19 protein-coding genes are annotated in these 21313 nt (G+C 53.4%); 16 read left to right on the top strand and 3 right to left on the bottom strand.

The features are described 5' to 3' along the window. Positions 1-197 precede the first annotated feature (197 nt). Positions 198-1880: a hybrid sensor histidine kinase/response regulator gene (locus HB779_RS22810; protein ID WP_188346683.1), complete on the top strand. Its 1683-nt coding sequence runs from the start codon at positions 198-200 to the stop codon at positions 1878-1880. Positions 1881-2074: 194 nt separating this feature from the next. Here the strand turns inward: HB779_RS22810 and HB779_RS22805 are convergent, their stop codons facing one another. Then, a complete protein-coding gene (locus HB779_RS22805; RefSeq protein ID WP_188346682.1) occupies positions 2075-3157 on the bottom strand; it encodes a class II aldolase/adducin family protein in 1083 nt (360 codons plus the stop codon). A 256-nt stretch (positions 3158-3413) separates the two neighbouring features. Here HB779_RS22805 and HB779_RS22800 point away from each other — a divergent pair, with 256 nt between their 5' ends. From HB779_RS22800 to HB779_RS22740, 14 genes are all read left to right on the top strand, one after another. Then, positions 3414-3575: a hypothetical protein gene (locus HB779_RS22800; RefSeq protein ID WP_188346681.1), complete on the top strand. Its 162-nt coding sequence runs from the start codon at positions 3414-3416 to the stop codon at positions 3573-3575. Beyond that, on the top strand, positions 3572-4516 hold the full coding sequence (locus HB779_RS22795; protein WP_371823966.1) for a hypothetical protein: 945 nt from the start codon (positions 3572-3574) through the stop codon (positions 4514-4516). The genes HB779_RS22800 and HB779_RS22795 overlap by 4 nt, the downstream gene beginning before the upstream one ends. 20 nt (positions 4517-4536) lie before the next feature. Continuing rightward, positions 4537-4965: a hypothetical protein gene (locus HB779_RS25855; protein WP_371823965.1), complete on the top strand. Its 429-nt coding sequence runs from the start codon at positions 4537-4539 to the stop codon at positions 4963-4965. 184 nt (positions 4966-5149) lie between these two features. Next, positions 5150-6055, top strand: coding sequence for an ABC transporter substrate-binding protein (locus tag HB779_RS22790; RefSeq protein WP_188346680.1), 906 nt, complete (start codon positions 5150-5152; stop codon positions 6053-6055). 63 nt (positions 6056-6118) lie between these two features. Continuing rightward, positions 6119-7609 (top strand): sugar ABC transporter ATP-binding protein, encoded by a 1491-nt coding sequence (locus tag HB779_RS22785; RefSeq protein ID WP_188346679.1) that lies wholly within the window; start codon positions 6119-6121, stop codon positions 7607-7609. A 1-nt stretch (position 7610) separates the two neighbouring features. Further along, a complete protein-coding gene (locus HB779_RS22780) occupies positions 7611-8603 on the top strand; it encodes an ABC transporter permease (RefSeq protein ID WP_188346678.1) in 993 nt (330 codons plus the stop codon). Positions 8604-8642: 39 nt separating this feature from the next. Then, positions 8643-9374 (top strand): SDR family oxidoreductase, encoded by a 732-nt coding sequence (locus tag HB779_RS22775; protein WP_188346677.1) that lies wholly within the window; start codon positions 8643-8645, stop codon positions 9372-9374. Positions 9375-9719: 345 nt separating this feature from the next. Then, complete coding sequence (locus tag HB779_RS22770) at positions 9720-11240, top strand: sugar ABC transporter ATP-binding protein (RefSeq protein WP_188346676.1); 1521 nt, start codon at positions 9720-9722, stop codon at positions 11238-11240. Then, positions 11237-12238, top strand: a complete 1002-nt coding sequence (locus tag HB779_RS22765; RefSeq protein ID WP_188346675.1) for an ABC transporter permease — start codon at positions 11237-11239, stop codon at positions 12236-12238. Before HB779_RS22770 ends, HB779_RS22765 begins: the two co-directional genes overlap by 4 nt. 4 nt (positions 12239-12242) lie before the next feature. Then, positions 12243-13205 carry an ABC transporter permease gene (locus tag HB779_RS22760; protein ID WP_188346674.1) on the top strand — a complete coding sequence of 321 codons (963 nt, stop codon included), beginning with the start codon at positions 12243-12245 and terminating at the stop codon, positions 13203-13205. A 59-nt stretch (positions 13206-13264) separates the two neighbouring features. After that, positions 13265-14371 carry a substrate-binding domain-containing protein gene (locus HB779_RS22755; protein WP_188346673.1) on the top strand — a complete coding sequence of 369 codons (1107 nt, stop codon included), beginning with the start codon at positions 13265-13267 and terminating at the stop codon, positions 14369-14371. A 100-nt stretch (positions 14372-14471) separates the two neighbouring features. Then, positions 14472-15701, top strand: a complete 1230-nt coding sequence (locus HB779_RS22750) for an aldose 1-epimerase family protein (RefSeq protein ID WP_188346672.1) — start codon at positions 14472-14474, stop codon at positions 15699-15701. A gap of 159 nt (positions 15702-15860) precedes the next feature. Continuing rightward, on the top strand, positions 15861-17126 hold the full coding sequence (locus tag HB779_RS22745; RefSeq protein ID WP_371823964.1) for an FGGY-family carbohydrate kinase: 1266 nt from the start codon (positions 15861-15863) through the stop codon (positions 17124-17126). Beyond that, positions 17126-18016 carry a TIGR01459 family HAD-type hydrolase gene (locus HB779_RS22740; RefSeq protein WP_188346671.1) on the top strand — a complete coding sequence of 297 codons (891 nt, stop codon included), beginning with the start codon at positions 17126-17128 and terminating at the stop codon, positions 18014-18016. Before HB779_RS22745 ends, HB779_RS22740 begins: the two co-directional genes overlap by 1 nt. Before the next feature lie 47 nt (positions 18017-18063). Here the strand turns inward: HB779_RS22740 and HB779_RS22735 are convergent, their stop codons facing one another. After that, a complete protein-coding gene (locus HB779_RS22735) occupies positions 18064-18846 on the bottom strand; it encodes a DeoR/GlpR family DNA-binding transcription regulator (RefSeq protein ID WP_188346670.1) in 783 nt (260 codons plus the stop codon). A gap of 227 nt (positions 18847-19073) precedes the next feature. Next, positions 19074-20126 carry a LacI family DNA-binding transcriptional regulator gene (locus HB779_RS22730; protein ID WP_188346669.1) on the bottom strand — a complete coding sequence of 351 codons (1053 nt, stop codon included), beginning with the start codon at positions 20124-20126 and terminating at the stop codon, positions 19074-19076. A 164-nt stretch (positions 20127-20290) separates the two neighbouring features. Here HB779_RS22730 and HB779_RS22725 point away from each other — a divergent pair, with 164 nt between their 5' ends. Beyond that, positions 20291-21313 carry a Gfo/Idh/MocA family protein gene (locus HB779_RS22725; protein WP_188346668.1) on the top strand — a complete coding sequence of 341 codons (1023 nt, stop codon included), beginning with the start codon at positions 20291-20293 and terminating at the stop codon, positions 21311-21313.

Here is a 21313-nt window from a genome sequence, read left to right as displayed (position 1 = left end):
CGGAGATTACGCTATGAAGCGCGTAAGCGGGGCTGGACCTGGAATAATCGTGTTTTTGTCCACGAATGCATTGGCTTACGAGAAGGCGCTTGCCGGTGTTCCGTCGCAGGCTATTTCCGAATTGAACAGGATTATTCGCCTCGATCCGGCAAACGCTCTCGCCTAACTGGGGGAACCATCAACAAGGGGACATATACATGAGTTGGCCGAGGAACCTTGTTGAAACCGTAGCATCATATTCATACAACAACAAAAACGAATATGATGCTGAACGTGGCCAAGCCATATCACGCGTCATCACGGTACCTCTGATTTTCCTTTATATGGTGATTGCACTTTTCGCGAGCAGCCGTGAACTGAATACGGTTATCGTCGTGATGCTCATCTACTCGACCCTTTACATTCCAGGTTCCTGGCTTCTGCTTCACGACATCGTAAAACGGCCCGGCTACAAGTTCGGACGCCGTGTCTTCGCAATGTCCAACGATTATCTTGCCATGACGTTTGCAATGGCCGTCGGCGGAGCAATAACCGCACCCATATTTGCAATGGTATTATGGGTGACGGTAGGGAACGGATTGCGCTATGGGCCTCGCTATCTCGCGGCAGCAACCGCCTTTGCGCTTCTTTCCCTGGCAGCCATAACGTATTTCAACAGTTTCTGGCGTGAGCAACCCTATATTGTCGTTACCTTTGTCATGACCGCTCTCCTCGTTCCTGCTTATGTCTACGTGCTTCTCAACCGGCTTCACAAGGCCTACAATTCTGCGTTGGAGGCCAATCTCGCCAAATCCCGATTTTTGGCACAGGCAAGCCACGATCTGCGCCAGCCCATTCACGCTATCAGTCTTTTCATCGCCTGCCTGCGTGATGCTCGACTGGGCGTTGAAGAACGACAGATGGTCAACAATATCGACCGGTCACTTCAAAGCGTTTCAAGACTGTTCCAGTCCCTGCTTGATATCTCGACTCTCGACAGCGGCAAGATAACAGCACACCCGGAAGATATTGCGATAGGCGGGATTCTTCATGATATCGCGCAGCAGAACTCTGAAGCCGCGCAATGGGCAGGGGTTGAGCTTAAGGTTGTAACCACGCGGAAATTTGTCCGTACCGACCCTAGTCTTCTGACAACAATGATCCAGAACATTGTTTCGAATGCTTTGAAATATGCACCGGGCAGCCCAGTCCTGATGGGGACCCGTATACGGAACGGAAAACTGTCAATTGAGGTCCACGACCGCGGCCCCGGCATTGCCGGTGAGCATTTACCGCGGCTGTTCGAGGAGTTTTATCAGGTACGCGAGCGGGGCGACAAGGACACGGAAGGTGTCGGCCTCGGCCTGTCAATTGTTCAGCGGCTTGCCGGTCTCATGGATTTGGACGTTTCTCTGCGGTCCGTTGAGGGGCAGGGAACGACGGTTGTGATCGATGGGTTGGACATTGTCGAAGAGCCCGTTCGATCGCTTGAAACAAACCGGATCAAGCCCGCCTCGCTGCTGGACGGCTTGCGGGTGCTTCTGGTCGAAGACGATATCAATATTCTTATGGCGACCGGAATACTTCTGGAAAAGTGGGGATGTATTGTTCAACGGGAAGATGGGCTGCCCGAGGGGAAAGACGTGACCTGCGATTTGATCATTACGGACTTTGACCTTGGGGCGAAGACAACTGGTACAGATTGTATCGACTATGTTCGCCGCCAAAATGGTCACAATATTCCAGCCATTGTTGTGACTGGCCACGATGAGAACCGGGTGCGTGACGATGTTGGTGACCCGGAAATACCGATATTGTCCAAGCCAATACGTCCAGCCGAATTGCGCTCGATCATCATGGCCTTGAAACTCAAGACGGAACAACAGGCGGTCAATGTTTGATCATCAATTCCACTATTTATTCTATGCGCTCGTGCCCATCCGTTGATATTTGTTAGGCGGCTTTTCTTCGTTTCTAAAGACCGGCAATGAGCGTTGACTTAACGAAAGACCAACGCAGTTCATGACGTCAACAATTTCGAACTGCTAACGCCGGGCGTGCATTACGAATTCATTAGCACGTAGCTTGCCAATGTTCATGCGAACTTGCTTGAACTACGATCGAGCGCCTGGCGATATTGCTCGGCCTCCCAATGGGTCAGCTCGAATTCCTGGTCGGCGGTCAGATAAGCCAGGGATGCCCTTTCCGGGATACGGGAAACGACCTCGGCAAGGCATCGGGCCATAACGCGGCCGCCCTCCGTCAGTTCGTTGGACAGGAGGACGCCATGACCCGGCACCAGTACCATCTTGGGAATGGAACGATTTGCCGACCGGCGCGCATCGGCAAAGGATTTTGCAGTCTCGCCATCAGCAAGGAAACCGATCTCCGTGCCAAGGAATATGACGTGGTCCGGATACATCGATCCCCCGGTGGCCGCAGCAACATTTGCCGGACTAAGTGCAGTCTTGTGACTCTGTGCGTCACTCGCAGCGTGAAATTCTGAGCCTTCCGCCATTAATTCGAGAATGCGGGAGTTTGTCGTCGTTGCAGGCCGATCGTTGATCGCGAGGGCGTCAGTCACCCGTGTAATGCGTTCGCGCACATCGTCGACTGTTTCGCCGGTGACTATAATGCCGTGGTTGTAAAGGATCAGCACATCCGGACGGCGCGCTGCGACCCGATCAATTTCGTGGGCCAAGGGGGTGCCAGGTCGGCGGTATGGGATCGTCACCCACGTTAGATCCGGCACCTTTGCCATACGTTCTGCAATCAGCCTGTCCCGGTCAACCAGAACCGACAGGGCAATTGCGTTGACGCAGTGATAATGCGCAACAATGCGCTGCGGCAAAACGGCATGGAAACTCGTCTCAATAGACGGGCGGAGGCCAGTGGCGTTGAGCTCCGTTACAACGAAGTCGATCGATTTTTCAGCTCTGGGATCATTGGCTCGTAGCGCCGCGACTAACGGTGCCACTGTCACCGGCACCATGATGTCGCGTTCGCCGGCATGCGCGAGCCACGTTCCAGATGCCTTCACCCACATAATGCCGTTCTGCTTGAAGGACGTGTTGCCGCCGGCACCCTGGGTTTTCAGTATGTCGCTACCGATCTCTTTTGAGAGATCGATGAAAGCGCCCAAGGATGACGCGTCCTCCGCCCGAATGCCAACAGCCATGGCGAACTTCCCCTTTTTACAACCTTTTCGCTCTTTCAAAATCATTATTTCGAGCAAATATAACCAAGTTACAGTATCTATTCGGTTGTGTATCGTCAAATACGAATAAATTTCATCATTTAACTTGCCATGATTTTTCTTTGTGATTAACATCACTCATTAGGCGACGGGAGACGCCAGGGAGGAGTGTTATGAAAAATAGTGATAGCCAGATAAAATTCATGACCTCTGCTGCGCGTGTAAGGTTGATGGCGGCATGTCTGCGAGATGTGCAGGAAGCGCGCTTCTCCTGCTCGAAAATCACGTCATTGCCGTTGAGGCAGAACACGTGATTGCCGGGATGCCGCAAGCCGATAGTTTGCTTTCCCGTAGCGCGGGCATTGCCATCATGATCGTGAGCGCGGGAGGGATGTGTTGAACCATTCTCCCATCGCCGTCTTTGACTTGGGCAAGACCAATTCAAAGCTGTTTGTTGTGTCGGCGGAAGGCGTTCTCATCGACGAGGCGCGGACGCGCCCAATCTGGCACGACGAGGGTGACCTGCGCGTTCTTGACGAGGCTACACTCTTTGACTGGATGCAGCGCGAACTCGCACGGGTCGCTTCCACACACGGTGTCGATCGGGTCATGTTCTCGGCGCATGGCTGCACATTTGCGCTGGTCGCCGGCAACGAGCTTGTCCACTCCATCCTCGACTATGAGCAGGAGCCACCCGCTGATATCGCCGCCTGTATTGATGCTGTCACGCCGGGTTTCAGTGAAACGTTCTCCCCGCAACTGCCCCTCGGTTTTAATTATGGTCGCCACCTTCTTTGGCTCGACAAACGTGATCCCGAGTTGATCCAATCCGCTGACGCTATCCTCGCCTATCCGCAATTCTGGAGCTGGAAATTTTCGGGGCGCAAGGTTTCGGAAGTCTCTTATCTCGGTTGCCACTCCCATCTTTGGGCGCCGCTAAAAGATGATTTCAGCAGTCTCGTCTATCGCATGGGTTGGCGTTCCCGAATGCCGGAACTTGCCAGAGCTGGCAGTGTTGTCGGCACCTACCCATTAACTCTCGATGATGGCCAGCGCCACGAGGTTACGGTTCACAACGGCGTTCATGACAGCAGCTCGGCACTTTATTACTACCGCTCGCTTGGCTTCTCCGATTTTACGCTGGTTTCAACTGGGACCTGGGTAATAATCTTCAACCAGGCAACGCCGCTTGAAAAGCTCATCCCAACACGGGACATGCTGGCAAATGTGATGGTCGACCACGGACCCGTTGCAACGATCCGCTTCATGGGTGGCCGTGAATATGAAGTCGCAAGTGGCGGGTGGGCAGCTCAGATTTCCTTGGAGGCTGTTCGGGGGTAATCGCCAAGCAGCTTTTCGCATTGCCATCTTTTGCCCTTGGCGGACCAGTGCCGGGCCACGAGGGTCGCTTTATCGGCCCGGTCCCAAATGCCGAGGAACGTGCAGCCGCTGCGATACTTTATGTTGCGCTTATGACGGACCTTTCACTGGATATTATCGGCTCGCAGAACGCCATTGTCATTGATGGCGGCCTGATCAAGACGCACATTTATACATCCCTGCTTGCGGCGTTACGCCCTGACCAGACCGTGCATACGAGCGTCAATGCGGAAGGAAGTGCGTTCGGTGCAGCGGCGATCGTGTTTGACACCCTTGGTAGCAACCCCTTTGTCAATGACTGCCACACGGCTTTACCAGCATCGATACCCGGCCTTGCGGAATACAAACTTGAATGGAGGCAACACGTCGATCAACTGATTTCCGGAGGCTTCGTTGAGCAAAATGCGTAAGCATCCACATGGCGATGGGCCATATTTGCCCCGTCGCGAGATAGAGAACTGAGCAGCATAGAAGACCCCTCGTAGGGGCGGAGCGGCTGGCACGACCTCAGCACAAGTTCACTCATTCCGGTTGCGTGGTGCAGCCGGGAGACGCGCAGGTTTTACCTGCTTTGAATCCATGGGAGGAAACGAAATGAAATCTACCCTTCTTACAGCAGTGGCTGCTCTGGCTCTGCTCGCAACGCCCGCACTTGCCAAAGAAAAGCTCAAGATTGGAATGACCTTCCAGGAGCTGAACAATCCCTATTTCGTGTCTATGCAGGAAGCCCTCAAGGAAGCGGCCGCAAGCATCGGCGCTGATGTCGTCGTTACAGACGCTGGCCATGATGTCACCAAGCAAATTTCCGACGTCGAAGACATGCTGCAGCAAAAAATCGATATTCTTCTGTTGAATCCAACGGATAGTGCCGGGATCGAGGCAGCAGTGCACGCTGCGAAAGCCGCTGGTGTTACCGTAGTCGCAGTAGATGCCAACGCGAACGGCCCCGTTGATACTTTTGTCGGTTCGAAGAATCGTGATGCCGGCTACTTGTCGTGCAAGCATTTGGGCCAAGCGCTCAACGGCAATGGCGAGGTTGCCATTCTGGACGGTATTCCTGTCATACCGATCCTTCAGCGTGTCGAGGGTTGCAAGGCTGCGCTTGCCGAGTTCACCGGCATCAAACTGGTTGATACGCAAAATGGCCGTCAAGACCGGTCGGTCGCGCTTGGTGTGGTGGAGAATATGATCCAGTCGCATGCAAATCTTGCGGGAATATTTTCGGTTAATGACGGTGGGGCAATGGGCGCTCTGTCGGCCATTCAGGGATCGGGCCGGGACATCAAGCTCACATCCGTGGATGGAGCCCCGGAAGCGGTTAAAGCGATTGCCGATGGTACACCATTCATCGAGACCACCGCTCAGTTTCCGCGCGATCAGGTTCGTGTCGGATTGGCCATGGCTCTCGCCCAGAAGTGGGGAGCACGCGTAGTGCCGAAGGAAGTGCCAATCGATGTGATGGTTGTCGACAGCAAAAACGCGGCTGGATTCAGCTGGTAAAAGCAGGTCCCAGATCCCGGTCAGCCTCAGCAGGGGCAGTTCGAACTTTGTTAGGAGGGCTCAATGCTACAGCTGGCTGGAATCAGGAAAAGCTTCGGCAAGATCGAAGTGCTCAAGGGCGTCGATCTGGAAGTGCGCGCGGGTGAGGTGCATGCGCTGTTGGGTGAAAACGGCGCAGGCAAATCAACACTCATGAAAATTCTCTGCGGCATTATCAAGCCGTCGGAAGGAAGGGTGCTGATTGAAGGGACGGAGCGCACTTTCGCCAACTACAATGAAGCTATCGCGGCAGGTATTGGAATTGTCTTTCAGGAGTTCAGCCTGATCCCCTATCTCGATGCCGTTGATAATATGTTCCTTGCCCGCGAAATTCGCGGCAGGTTTCGCATGCTGAACCGCAAGGCGATGCTGCAACGTGCGGGTGAACTCATGCGCCAGCTCGCCGTTGACGTGCCGTTGGACGTGCCAGTGCACCGCTTGTCTGTTGCCCAGCAGCAATTTGTCGAAATTGCCAAAGCCCTGTCCCTCGATGCCCGCATCCTTGTGCTTGATGAACCGACTGCCACGCTGACGCCGCCAGAGGTAGAGCATCTTTTCAAAGTTATGCTCGAATTGCGCCGGCAGGGCGTGGCTATCGTTTTCATTTCTCACCACCTTGAGGAGATTTTCCAGATATGCGACCGGGTCACTGTCCTGCGCGACGGCGAACTCATCAATTCCTGCGCGGTTTCCGAAGTTGATAAAGACCGACTGGTCGAAATGATGGTTGGCCGCCGGATCGAAAACAATTTTCCGCCAAAACCGCCTCTCAATCCGGCTGCCCCCATCGTCATAGACGTTGAAGAGGTTCAACTCAGAAGGGGCGGGCCTGTATCTCGATTTTCGCTGCGCCGTGGTGAAATCCTTGGCTTTGCCGGATTGGTTGGATCAGGGCGGACGGAAACCGTGCTCGCCATGCTTGGCGCTTATCCCGCCGTGCGCTGCAAGGTTAGTGTGGACGGGATAGCGAAGCGCTTTTCCGGGCCGGATGAGGCATTGGAGCAGGGCATCGGGCTTTTGCCTGAAAGCCGGAAAGATGAAGGATTGATCACAAGCTTCTCAATCCTGCAGAACATCTCGCTGAACAATTACAGGAAGTACCAGAAAAACATCTGGTTTATCGACCTGAACAAGGAGCGGGATTGTACAGGTAAAGCGATGGAGAGGGTACGCGTCAAAGCGCAGGGACCTGACGCCCGGGTCGATACCTTGTCAGGTGGCAACCAACAAAAAGTAGTCATTGCCCGGTGGCTGAATCACGAGATGAGAGTGCTTATTTTCGATGAGCCAACGCGCGGCATCGACGTGGGCGTCAAATCCGAAATTTATTCGCTTATGCGCGAACTCGCCGACAAAGGTTGCTCAATCATCATGATCTCGTCCGAGCTGCCTGAAGTAATCGGCCTGTCTGATCGTGTTTGTGTGTTCCGCTCAGGCGGAATCGTCGCCACCGTTGAGGGCGCACTGGTCAATTCCGAAACCATCATGACCCACGCGACGACCGGGAGATTGTAACATGCTGCAGGAAACAAAAATCACAAGGGCCCCAACGGCAATTGGGTCAGGTACGGTTAGATTAGGCCTGGAATATGTGCTGCGTTCGCCGCTGGCACTCCCGCTGATCGGCTTGATTGTCGTGTCCGTTCTGATGGGTCTGGCGAGTGACAATTTCTTCACCCTCAACAACATCATGAATGTGCTGCGTCAGGTCTCTATCGTTGGTATTCTTGCGATTGGCATGACGTTCGTCATTCTGACGGGCGGTATCGATCTTTCGGTTGGTGCGGTCATGGCACTTGTTGGCACCTTGAGCGCTGGAATGATGGTGCATGCGGGAGTATCCGCACCACTGGGCCTTGCTATCGGGCTTATCGTCGGAGTGAGTATCGGTTTAATCAATGGCACCCTTGTCGCATGGGGGAAGATGCCTTCGATTATTGTGACACTCGCCACCATGGGCATGGCGCGGGGGTTGGGCCTGATTTACTCGGGAGGCTATCCGATCAGCGGGATACCCAGCTGGCTATCGTGGTTTGGTGTCGGACGAGTAGGGGTCGTACCGGTGCCGGTTATTATCATGCTCGTCAGCTATGCCGTCGCTTGGGTGCTCCTGCAACGGACCGCTTTCGGACGCCACGTCTACGCTCTTGGTGGAAACGAGCTTGCTGCTCGCCTCTCCGGCGTGAAGACACAGCGTGTCAAACTGGCGGTGTACGGGATTTCCGGCCTGACTGCGGCGCTCGCGGCGATAATTCTGGTTGGTAGGCTGATGAGCGGGCAGCCCAATGCCGGCGTCGGGTTCGAGCTTGACGCCATTGCTGCCGTTGTCCTTGGCGGCACGGCAATAGTCGGCGGGAGAGGGCTGATCCTGGGTACTTTGATCGGGGCGGTGCTGCTGGGCATTCTCAACAACGGGCTCAATCTGATGGGTATCAACCCTTATCTCCAGGATGTGATCAAGGGTTCCATCATTCTGCTGACTATCTACATCGGACGTGAATGGCGTTGAGCCATGGCCGGAACATCATTGAAGCAAGAGGAGAAAAGCATGTCTGTTTCATTGCAAGGGAAAATCGCTGTCATAACGGGTGCCGCTTCCGGAATCGGGTTGGCCGCCACTGAAGCTCTCCTTGAACAAGGCGCTACTGTGGTCATGGTAGACTGGAACGAGGCGGCTCTGATCGCTCTTGCTGGCAAGCTGGGCGAAAAAGCCATTCCACAGATAACGAACCTTCTGGATGAGGGAAGCTGCAACAGGATGATTCCCGACATTCTGCAAAAGGTTGATCATATCGATATACTTTACTGTAACGCAGGCTCCTACATTGGCGGAAATTTGGCCGACACCACGCCGGATGCAATCGACAGAATGCTCAATCTCAACGTCAACGCGGTCATAAAAAATGTCCATGCAGTCGTGCCGCACATGACTGAGCGCAAGACCGGCGACATTATCGTAACCTGCTCGGTCGCCGGCCATTTTCCGATCCATTGGGAACCCGTCTATTCATCCTCGAAATGGGCGATTACATGTTTTGTCCAGACGATGCGCCGCCAAATGATACCGTTCGGCGTGCGTGTGGCTCAGGTATCTCCGGGGCCCGTGGTGTCCGCCCTGCTGGCTGACTGGCCAGAGGAAAACCTGCGCAAAGCAAAAGAAGCCGGCGCCTTGATCGATCCCAGCGAGGTGGCTGATGCAGTCATTTACATGCTTACCCGCAAACGCACTGTGACCATCCGCGATATGCTCGTGCTTCCGACAAGCTTTGATGGCGTCTAGCGCAACGACAAGATGAAAGTGATCACCTCTGCCCGCAGCAGATAACGCTTTGCGGACTGGTATTTAACTGAATGGGCGACTGCTCTTTTTGGATATCTGCGGTTTCTTCGCCGCACGATGTCCGAGCACGGGTTACTTCGACATATCCATCATCTCTGAACCGTATCAGCTCGGGTTTAACCAGCCTTAGGTAGGTGTTGATGACATTCTCTCAAAATGACTTTTTATAATCAACATCTCCATAAAATTTAATAGATTGACTGAATATAATCATTTATGCTTAAGTTAAATCATAAAGTGATGCAAAAAGTGACGACTTAAAGTCACGATCACAAGGGAGAAAATATGCAGCCCCTTCAAAAGAGCTATTTGGCGCTCTCTGATATCTCGAAGTCTTTTGTCGGGATCCCTGTGCTACGCAATGTGAATTTCGACGTTCGATCGGGAGAAGTGCATGCGCTTCTTGGTGAAAACGGTGCTGGAAAATCAACACTCATCAAAATTATGTCGGGCCTGTTCACACCCGATTCCGGAATAATTTCTGTCGAGACCAAGGAAACAAGATTCACCTCCACTGCCGATGCAATGCGGCGGGGCATCACCACGGTATACCAGGAACTATTGCTGTTTCCCGAGCTTTCGGTGGCTGAGAACATTTTGCTCGGCCATTCGCCTCGCCATGCTTGGGGCGGAATTGATTGGAGGGGCGTGCATGCACGGGCGCGTGACCTCTTGGACCAATTGGACAGCACTGATCTCGATGTAAGCATCAAAGTACGGGAGCTTTCCGTAGCGCAGCGTCAGCGCGTCGAAATCGCCAAAGCGCTGAGCTATAACGCCCGCGTTCTGATAATGGACGAACCGACTGCCTCCCTCGCACAGGGGGATGTGAGGCGATTGATGAGCATCGTGAAGAACTTGCGATCGCGCGGGGTTGGTATCATTTATGTCAGTCACCGGATGCCGGAGATTTTTGCGCTCGCTGACCGTGTGACTGTTCTTCGTGACGGGCAAATAATAGGCACAGAGCCAGCGCATGCTGTCAACGAAGCCAGACTTGTCACAATGATGGTGGGGCGTCCGATTGAAACAGTGTTTCCAAAGTCAGAGCCAATTTTCGGAGAGACCACTTTAGAGGTCCATAATTTATCGTCTGGCTCACTCGTCAAAGATGTGTCGTTTTCCCTGCGGCGTGGGGAAATATTGGGTGTCGCTGGATTGGTCGGATCAGGCCGCACGGAACTTGCTCACGCATTGTTTGGGCTAGCTCCAGCAACTGCGGGCACAATCGATCTGAAAGGCACACGCGTAACAATCAGGACGCCGTCACAAGCCAGAGATCTTGGAATAGCCTATGTGCCGGAGGATCGGGGTTTGCAGGGGCTGATCAAGTCGATGAGCGTTCGCGAAAATTTGTCTATGGCGGCTTTTGAGCGTAATTCCAAAGGCATTTTCATACGATTTTCCTATGAGAAAAAGCGCGCAAGAAATTTGATCAGACGTTTCAATATCAAGGCGAAGGCGGGCCCAAATCAGCCCGTGGGGCGCCTTTCAGGTGGCAATCAGCAAAAAGTGGTCCTCGCCAAATGGCTGGAGACCAATCCGGAAGTCCTCATCCTCGATGAGCCCACCCGAGGTATCGATGTCGGTGCAAAAGCTGAAATTCACCGGATGATCGACGAACTCGCAAAGAAGGGAATGTCAATCATTCTGATTTCCAGCGAGTTGCCGGAAGTCCTTGGAATGAGCGATCGGGTATTGATCATGAACAATGGCCGATGCACCGCGATAATCGACCGTGAAAATGCCACGCCTGAACGTATCGGCGCTGCCATGACTGTCTCGCAAAAGGCTGAAGCAGCATGACGGCGACAACCGATGATACACAGGCTGCTCCCCTGCCGGGAAAAGGCAACGCGTTCATCAGGTATGCGTACAGGTCGTACGGTCAGGAACTGACGATCCTATGTGCCATACTGATAATGTTTGTCTCCGTCGGCTTGTACAGTCCGCGTTTTCTGAGCTTCGACAATCTGAATTCAATTTTTGCCGGAAATGCTTATATCGCGGTTGCTGCCATCGGCATGTCCATGCTCATCATAACTGGGCAGATTGATGTGTCGGTTGGTGCACTCATCGGCGTGCTTGCGACAATATCGGGGACATTAGCCGTTTCGGGCTACCCCGTGTGGCTTGCCTGGTTAATGCCCGTGGTCATTGGAATGGCGATCAATGCGGTCGTCGGGATCCTTGTCGCTTACGGAAGAATACCTTCAATCATCGCCACTCTGGGTATGCTGTCTGTTCTCAAAGGCGGGTTGGTCAGCGTTACCGGCGGAGCCTGGATTTCGAATTTGCCTCCTGATTTTCTGCTCGCGCAACGTGTCATGCTGGGCGTGCCTTTTCCAATTCTGGCGATGATCGTGCTCACTGTATTTGCGTCGGTGTGGCTCAAATACTCGGCACTTGGACGCTCCCTTTATGCCATCGGCGGAAACAGGGAAGCAGCGCTGGCAGCGGGTATTCGCATTCAGAGGCGGATCGTCATGGTCTTCACGATCCATGGGGCATTTGCCGGCTTAGCAACAATTCTGTTTGCCACTCAATTGCAGGTTATACAATCAACTGTTCCACCCAATCTCGAACTGACAATTATAACGGCTGCAGTTATCGGTGGCGTCTCCGTCCTCGGAGGAACCGGAACCGTGATTGGGTCAACATTGGCCGCCATTCTTTTCGCGACGATCGGTTCGGCCCTCATTTTCACTAATGTATCGGCATATTGGCTGCGAGCCGTGATCGGACTGCTCATCCTGATCACCGTGCTTGCCGACATGATGCGCCGTCGCAAAGTATGGGGATAAGACGATGGCCAGTTTTGCACACATTCGCTCACTCACGCGCCACGAAACTATTCTTGCGATGGTGGTTGTGTTCGCACTGGTTGCTCTGTCCGCGCAGTCGGATCGATTTTTCACTGTGGCAAATCTGCTTAATCAAGGCCGGCTGATGACGGAGGTGGGGCTGGTCGCCGTGGCGATGACTTTTGTGATCGCTTCCGGCGGTATCGACCTTTCTGTAGGGTCCATCATGGGCCTTACTGCAATCCTGATTGGGGTATTCTGGCATAATTTCGGAATATCCCTGCCCGTGGCTGCTGCACTTGCGGTCGGAGTTGGCACGTTGGGGGGCTTTGTCAACGGGCTCATCATAGCACGTTGCGGTGTTCCGCCATTGATAGCCACGCTGGGAACACTCGCGCTTTATCGCGGGCTTGCAGAAGGTATCAGCCAAGCCCGATCCGTTGGAGGTTATCCGGACTGGTTTTATCTTCTTGGACAAGGCCAGATTAACGGCCTGCCCACCCAGCTGTTGGTTCTCTTCATTTTCGCAATTACGGCAACCATAATCCTGTCATGCACCGTGTGGGGACGAACGGTTTACGCGGTCGGTTCCAACGAAATTGCTGCCCGCTTTTCCGGGTTGTCTGTCGAGCGGTCAAAACTCGCCATTTATACCGCATCGGGCTTTGCCGCAGCCATTGCCGGAGTGATTTTTGTTTCGCGCGTCTCTACGACGCGCTCGGACATGGGAACAGGTCTCGAACTTGATGCCATCACTGCTGTCGTGCTTGGAGGTACAAGCATATTCGGCGGTAAGGGAACCATCGTCGGTACCATCCTTGGCCTGATTCTCATTCAAAGTTTAAAAAACGGACTCTCTCTGGCAGGTGTCAGGGGCGACGGCACGATCGTTGTCATTGGTGCCGTCCTGATTGTCACGATTTTGCTCAGCAACATCTTCAGCCGGGATGGCTTCCCGGAACATTGATCCAGACCTTTAGCCTCGCCAGCCAAGCAAACAGCCAACAATAATAAGGAGGAGAACCTATGCTTATCAAAGTTTTACCGACATTCCTGAGCCTGTCGCTATTGACCGGCGTCTCGTATGCGGCCCCGGCTTGGACAGGGGCAGATGATCAGCCCACCAACCCTCTGGCGTGCGATGCCTCTCCAGCTGACGTTGCCTCCAAACCTTACGATGGCGGGGCGGCTGTTGATGCACCCAATCGGAAGGGCAAAACCCTCAAGGCCGTCGATATCCCCAAACTTGTCGGCATCGGATATTTCACCGCCACGTCAAAAGGTATTGCCGAGGCTGCGAAAGAGATGGGGACTATGGATGTTAAGACGGATGGTCCAACCAAAGCAAATATCGATGACCAGATCACGCTGATTGACAACTACACCACCAGTGGTGTCGATGGCATTCTCTACGCGGCAAATGATCCCGTTGCCATTGCTCCGATACTCAAAAAGGCTCTAGCAGCAGGTATCAATGTGGTTGGTTATGACGCCAATTCGAGCCCCGATTCACGGCAGTGGTTTGTAAATCAGGCGGAATTTAATGGCGTCGCGAAATCGCTGATCGACACCCTCTCCAAGGAGATCGGGGAGGATGGGGCTTTTGCAATTGTGACGTCGACATTCACCACGCCCAATCAGGCACGCTGGATAGCCGAAATGTCGGCTTATCAGGCCAAATGTCACCCGAAAATGAAATGGCTCGAAACAGTTGAAGCGCAAGAGGACAATATCCTCTCCTTCAATCAGGCAAAGACCCTGATTAACAAGTATGGTCCTGATCTGAAGGGCATAGTTGGAATGACGAGTGTCGCAACTCCCGCCGCTGCCGATGCGATCACCCAATCCGGAAAATGCGGAAGCATCTCGGTCGTTGGCCTTGCCACACCAAATGCGATGAAGCCCTATTTTGCATCGGGCTGCGTCAAGTCGGCAATTCTCTGGAATCCGGTCGATCTTGGTTACGCAGCGGCTTACGTCTTGCGCGCAACTGCAGACGGGGACCTGAAGCCAGGCAGCAAGTCTGTGAAGGCTGGCAAGCTGGGCGAGCTCAAGGTGATCAACGGAAGCGAAATTCTGTTGGGTGCCCCCTTCGTGTTCAATAAGGAAAACGCCTCGTCATTTGATTTTTAATGCTGCGGATCGCTGCCGATAACGTGGCGGGGAGCCCTCCGTCACGTCGTCGCAACCGTTCTGTCGCGATTGAACAAGTTAAATTTCTGAGGAGGAAAAAATGTATTCATTTGTACAAACTCCATTCATTATAGGAACGTTCATCTGCGTTATTGGAACCATGCCGTCCGCATTCGCAGCGGGTGAGCACAAGCAAATATTACTGGATGTAGCCAACGACAAGTTCACCCCTGCATGGGAGGTCTCTCACAAAGAATGGGGCGGCGAAAAATGGAGTGTGAAACTGCGCTCGCTGCACGGCGGAAAGCAGGAGGGTGTACAGGTTATCGATGTCGATAACGGCGTCATGACGTTTACGATCGTTCCGACGCGCGGCTTTGGTGTCTGGAAGGCGAAAGTAGGCGATCTACGTCTGGGCTGGGATTCTCCCGTCACTGAAATTGTAAGCCCCGCCTTTATTGATCTGAACAATCGTGGTGGACTTGGCTGGCTTGATGGCTTCGGCGGCTGGATGGTTCGTGCGGGGATTGCATCGGTTGGCGCTCCCGGCATGGACGGTGTTCCACTCAATCTTCATGGCAATATTGATCATACGCCTGCCAGCTATGTGGACGTAAGGTATGAGGGTGGCAAGGAGCCAAAACTTGTATTCAAGGGTGTGGTGAATGACACCCAGATGTTCGGGCCCAATCTGCAGCTGAAAGCCGAAATATCGACGCCGATTGGCAAGCCCGAGATAACGTTCGATGACACGATTACAAATCTGTCGGATGCTCCTCAGGAGTTTGAAAGTCTCTATCATACAAACTTTGGTCCGCCATTGCTCGTGGCTGGGGCGGAGTTTATTGCCGCTGTGAGCAAGGTTTCCCCGCGCGATGCTCGCGCGTTGGAAGGTGACCTCGTCGATTGGAACAAGTACACAGGGCCTCATCAGCCGGGTTACACGGAACAGGTCTATTTGATGGAGTTGCAGGGGGATAAAAACGGCAATACATCCACAATGTTGAAATCCGCAGATGGCACAAAGGCCGCTGTGATGGATTTCAACATCAAGGAACTGCCTGCCTTTTCTCTCTGGAAAAATGAAGCACCGTCCAGAACCGGATATGTCACGGGTTTAGAACCGGCCACCAACTTTCCGTATCCACGTCCTGTAGAGCGCTCAGCTGGCCGGTTGAATGTTTTGCGCGGGGGTGAAAGCCATCACGCAACTCTCGTAGTACGCGCGCTGACCAGCAAAACAGAAGTTACTGCTGCCGCGGAGGCAATCGCGAAACTGCAAAAATCAGAACCAGCTGTTCTCAAGACACCGCTCAACGAACAAAAATAAATTGAAGCAGCTGCAGGCGTTCCAGCACGTGCAGTTGTTCCCTTGAATGCGAAATAAGGAATTTACCTTGAACCCGGATGCGGCGTACCACATGGAATTTCAGCACTTGAAAGCGGAGCAATATCGTCAAACTATTGATAGCGATAGATCCGCAAGATCATGATGCTTGGGTCCGCAAAAGCAATTGGTATCGATCTTGGAACGTCTGGTGTTCGGGCCGCAGCATTGAATGAACGCGGCGAAGTGCTCGCTTCTACAAAAGCACCGTATCGATCGCTCGAAAAGATAAGAGATGCAGGGGCGTGGTGGACGGGGGTAAAGGAGTGTCTCACTCACCTGCGTTTGCTATGTTCATTTGACGATGTTCTCGGTGTTGCTGTTGATGGAACATCGGGAACAGTTGTTGCCGTTGATTCAGATAACAGACCTGTTGGTCTCCCCAGCCTTTACAACGATGTATGCGATGACGGCAAAGTTTTAAGTGCATTAAACGCCATAGCGCCGCGCGATAGCGCAGCACGGGGAATCACAACGCCGCTTGGACGGGCGATAGTGCTTTCACGCCGACTTGGTGTCAGCGCGGTTGTTCATCAAGCAGACTGGATCGCGATGTTGCTTGGCGAGGGGACGCCCATCGGCGATGAGAACAATGCCCTCAAGACAGGTTATAGTCTGGAAGACGAAATCTGGCCCGAATGGCTGGAGGATGTCGGCATGCGGCGCAGTATGTTGCCGCAGATCGTGCGCGCTGGCGAAATTATATCCCCAGTTGGCAGGGCTGCGCGGGATTTGGGACTCCCTGCAAGCGCGAAGATTCATGCCGGGACAACGGATGGCTGCGCTTCCTTTCTTGCAACGGGTGCGAAGGGTGTTGGAGAAGCAGTAACAGCGCTTGGTTCTACCTTGGTCCTCAAAATTGCCTGCGACAGGCCAATCAGCGTGCCGGAATTTGGGGTTTATAGTCATAGGGTCGGCAACCTTTGGCTTGCCGGTGGAGCATCAAATACGGGCGGAGCGGTGATCACTTCGCTGGTCAGTGAGAGCAGGCTGGATGAGTTAAGCGGCAGGATGGATCCCACCTCTTCCACGGGTCTTCATTACTATCCTCTGCTAAAGCCCGGCGAAAGATTTCCTATCAACGATCCCTATCACCTGCCCAAGATTGAGCCCCGTCCGTCCGATGATGCGGTTTATCTTCAAGCAATTTTTGAAGGCATAGCAGCCATTGAGTGCATGGGCTATCAGCGTCTGAGCTCGCTTGGCGGACCTTCCTTGAAAAATATTCGAACAGTGGGTGGAGGCGCAAAAAACATGGTTTGGAGAACGATCCGTCAGCAAAACCTTGGTGTGCCATTGCTTGCACCAGACTCGGATGAAGCCGCGACCGGTGTAGCGCGGCTGGTTTTACGGAATTGGATCAACTAATGCACAATTTGCCGGAAATAACGTCGCTGGATGCGCTTAGTTTAAATTATGATGTTTTCCTTATCGACCAGTTCGGAGTTTTACGCGATGGCGAGGCTGCATATCCCGGCGCGATAGATGCGCTGGCAAAGCTGAAGGCGAAAGGGAGTAAAATCGTTATCCTTTCGAATTCAGGACGAAGTGGCGCATATAATGCCGAGCGGCTTGTTACTCTTGGATTCAGCGCGCGTTCTTTTGATTATTTCGTCACTTCGGGGGATGTGGCTTCGTCGCTGTTGAAATCCGTTGATTCCTTTCTGCCGGGAAAACGGCCGAGCCGGATATTTACGATTTCGAGTGGTCAGGATAATTCCCTCGCAAATGCGCTTGATTGTCAGAGTGTTTCATCTGCTGCCGATGCCGACCTGATTATCATTTCCGGAAGTGAAACGGAGCGAATCTCCCTGGATAGTTACAGGGAGATATTACGGCCGGCTGCTTCACGAGGAATTCCCTGTGTCTGCACCAATCCTGACAGGCACAAATTACTGAATGGTGACATCTTTCCGTCCGCTGGTGCCTTGGCGGAAATCTATGAAGATATGGGAGGGCTGGTAACAATGATCGGCAAGCCTTATCGGCAGATTTATGAGTACGCAATCGCTGTCGTCGGAAGCCCCCCGCTTCGCAGCGTTGTCGCCATTGGCGATAGTCTTGGTCACGATATTGCGGGGGCACGAAGTTTTGGTTTGAACAGTGCGTTGACCCGGACGGGGGTTCACGCACACCTGTCGGAAAGCCAGCTATTCAGCCAAATGGAAAGCGAGCGGATTTTCCCGAATTATATTCTTCCAGCATTTGTTATGGAGGGCAGCTTCAAAGGGGGCAGACCAGGCACGGCATTTCGCTAATATCGTACCGCCGGGTTTGAACACATGACGTTTGTGGCTAGCCACACTTACACGTCAGGACCAGTAGCTTGTGCAATGTGGATGGTAATTCCGGCTTCTTCCAGATACTTGGCGTCCGTATCCGTTAATCCGTCATCTGTTATAATCGCTCCAATTCGCGTGAGTGGCACGACGACGCTTCTGGCTCGCAGCGAGAATTTTCGACTATCAGCCAGAATAATGATCTCATCCGACCATTCACTTAATTCCTGCATGGCCTGCACGATCAGGGGGTTAGACTCAAGTAGCCCGTCTTTGCTTAATCCCTGTGCACCAAAAAAACATTTGGATGCGAAAAAGATGTTTCCGGTCGACTGGCGCTGGATGATACCCGGTTCTCTATACAGATCTCCGCCCGCTACGGTCAGGCTGCAGCTTCCTTTCTCGCCCACGTAAGCGGCGAGCGGCATGGAATTCGTATAGAGGCGAATGTTGCGTGTTGCCAGCAATGTGCCCAGCTCAAAACACGTGGATCCACCATGCACAATGATTGAATCCCCATCCCGAACAAGCGTTGCCGCCAATGCAGCGATGGCTCGCTTGGCGTCGACCGCCAAATCCCTGTTTTCGTCGTAAGGACGGGTTGAATCGCGATCTCGCAGCGCAGGCCCCTCGAGAGCCGATATGCCTCCATATACCTTGCGGGCGAAGCCAAGATCATGAAGCTTGTCAATGTCGCGGCGAGCCGTTGCGGCCGAAATGCCGAGAAGTTCCTGCAGGTCGCGGACGGATGCAAAAGACCTCTCTTTCAGCAATTCTACGACCTGCTGACCGCGTTCAAAATCGCTCATGCTAACCCCAAGTTTTACCGATATATATTGTGACGTAAGTTGATCTCAATTTAAACTATTGAGCTATGGAATGCATCAATTACATCTCTATTTGAGCGACTTATACCAAATTTAAATATAAGCACCTGTGTTCGCTGCAACACACGCTCTTCGACCGGCTGACGTAGCGGTGCCTTGCTGCCCGCGAAACATATTAACCGGCTCACTTCCAGTCAGCGTGATGCAATTCAGCTTTGTTGCTGTTTACTCGGTTGCAATTGAAATTGATCACTCTCGCCCGGCACGAGTTCCATTGGCCAGATCAATTCCACCTTATCCTGCGAATAATGACCTTCAAAGGCTGGCATCGTGGAAAGCAGGGATTCAGCCAGTTTGATACCGAGATCACGCAGGGAAATTCTGAAACAGGTCAGTGTGGGGGAGAGGAACCGGCTTTGGGTGCTCTCTCTGAACCCAATCACCGCAATGTCGCGGCCGGGGTGAATACCTGCTTCGTAAAATCGCCGGTATAGACCGATGGCCATGTTCTCGTTGACCAGTATAACTGCCGTCGGGGTCTGTTTCTGCGCGAGCAGGGCAGTCGCCGTCTGATAGCCGCCTTCTTCATTGGCATGCGCCCGCACAACAAGATCCGGATTAAAGGCAATGCCGCTGCCTGCAAGGGCGCGTTTGTAACCATCGAGGAAAATATAGCCAAGATTGATATCGCTGGCGGGAATGCCGATGGCGATGTGGCGGTGACCCAGTTCGACAAGACGCTTGACCGCCGTCATTGCCACGCCTTCAAAGTCCAGATCGATCCAGGGATAATTTCCCGGCGCTTCGCTGCGGCCGAGGGTAATGAACGGAATTTTTCGCTCGAGCAGGAAATCAATGCGCGGATCGTGACGAGCCGTGGCTGAAATGATCAGTCCGTCCACAAATCTGCGGCTAACTACACGATTGAGATAGTCAGCGGGTTCCTCGTCCATGTCGCACAAAAGCGCAACCAGATCGAGGTGATGACGCCGGAAGACCGATTGCACGCCCTCAAACACCGGCATGAAGAAGCTGCCGCCAGCGTCGGCTGTTTCAATCGTCGATTCGATCATGAAGCCGATCGTATTTGTAGTTCCTTGCCGAAGACTGCGGCCGGACTGATTAGGCACATAGCCAAGGCGTTTCGCCGCTTCCAGCACGCGCTCACGCGTTTCCTCATTGACGTCTGCTTTCCCGTTGAGCGCGCGGGAAACGGTTCCGATCGAGATATCGAGGTGGCGGGCTAGATCCCGGATACTCACACGTTTTCTCCCTTTGCGACTCGGTACTTAGGCCCTCCGTCCATAAAACACCGAAAAGAGGGATTGACAAAAATAATTCGCCGATATGAAATCGTAAACGTTTACGGAAGCCATTTGCAACCGATTTTGACGGTTCCAGGTGAATTTCGTTGGGAGGAGAGAAAATGCAGCGTGCCGTTTTAGTCGGTTGCGGAGCCATGAGCAAAGCATGGTTCGAGGCAGCCCGGACCATTGGCGATATGGATATCGTCGGCGTCGTCGATCTGGCTAAGGACCGGGCCGAGGCACGCATTGCGGAATTTGGTCTGAACACGGCAATCGCATCCGATAACCTTTCCGAGGTATTGGCCAAGACCAGTCCCGATCTTTTGTTAGATATCGTCGTTCCTGCAGCGCGTCACGCGACTGTCGCCGCCGGGCTTGCTGCCGGTTGTCATGTTCTCTCGGAAAAGCCGATGGCCGAAACGATGGACGAGGCGAGAGATTTGGTTGATCGCGCCAAAGCTGCCGGACGTATCCATGCGGTGGTTCAGAACAGACGCTACCTCGCTCAAATCCGGCGCATCCGTGGACTTGTAGAATCGGGTGCGATTGGCGAGGTTACAAGCCTGCACTGTGATTTCTTCCTTGGCCCGCATTTCGGCGGGTTCCGCGAAGAAATGCGTCATGTGCTGTTTCTCGATATGGCCATTCATACGTTCGACGCTGCCCGCTTTCTGAGCGGTGAAGCTGCCAACGCTGTTTATGCGCGTGAGTGGGAGCCTGGCAATTCCTGGTACAATCAGGGTTCTTCCGCTGCGGCAATCTTCGAATTCTCTAACGGCGCGATCTTCACATATCGCGGCAGCTGGTGCGCCGATGGACTGCGCACGAGTTGGGAAAGCGCGTGGCGGATTATCGGCAGCAAAGGATCGATTGTCTGGGACGGGCATGATGACATACGGGCCGAAGCCGTCACCTCCGGCAAGGACGGCCTGTTCTCCGGGGTGGCTGCCGTCGAGATACCTCCCCTTGATGCGTCTCACCGCATCGGCGGCCACCTCGGAGTCATGCAGGATTTTATCGCGGCAACGCGCGGTGGTCCTGCGCCCGAAACAGCCGGAAATGAAAATATCAAAAGCCTTGCCATGGTGTTCGGTGCGATCCAAAGCGCTGAAACCGGGCGGCGTATTGAAATCACGATCTGA

This window comes from Phyllobacterium sp. 628 (assembly GCF_014189505.1).
Lineage (GTDB): Bacteria > Pseudomonadota > Alphaproteobacteria > Rhizobiales > Rhizobiaceae > Phyllobacterium.
The sequence above is the reverse complement of the archived record's forward strand: the minus strand, read 5'-3'. Positions and strand labels throughout refer to the sequence as shown.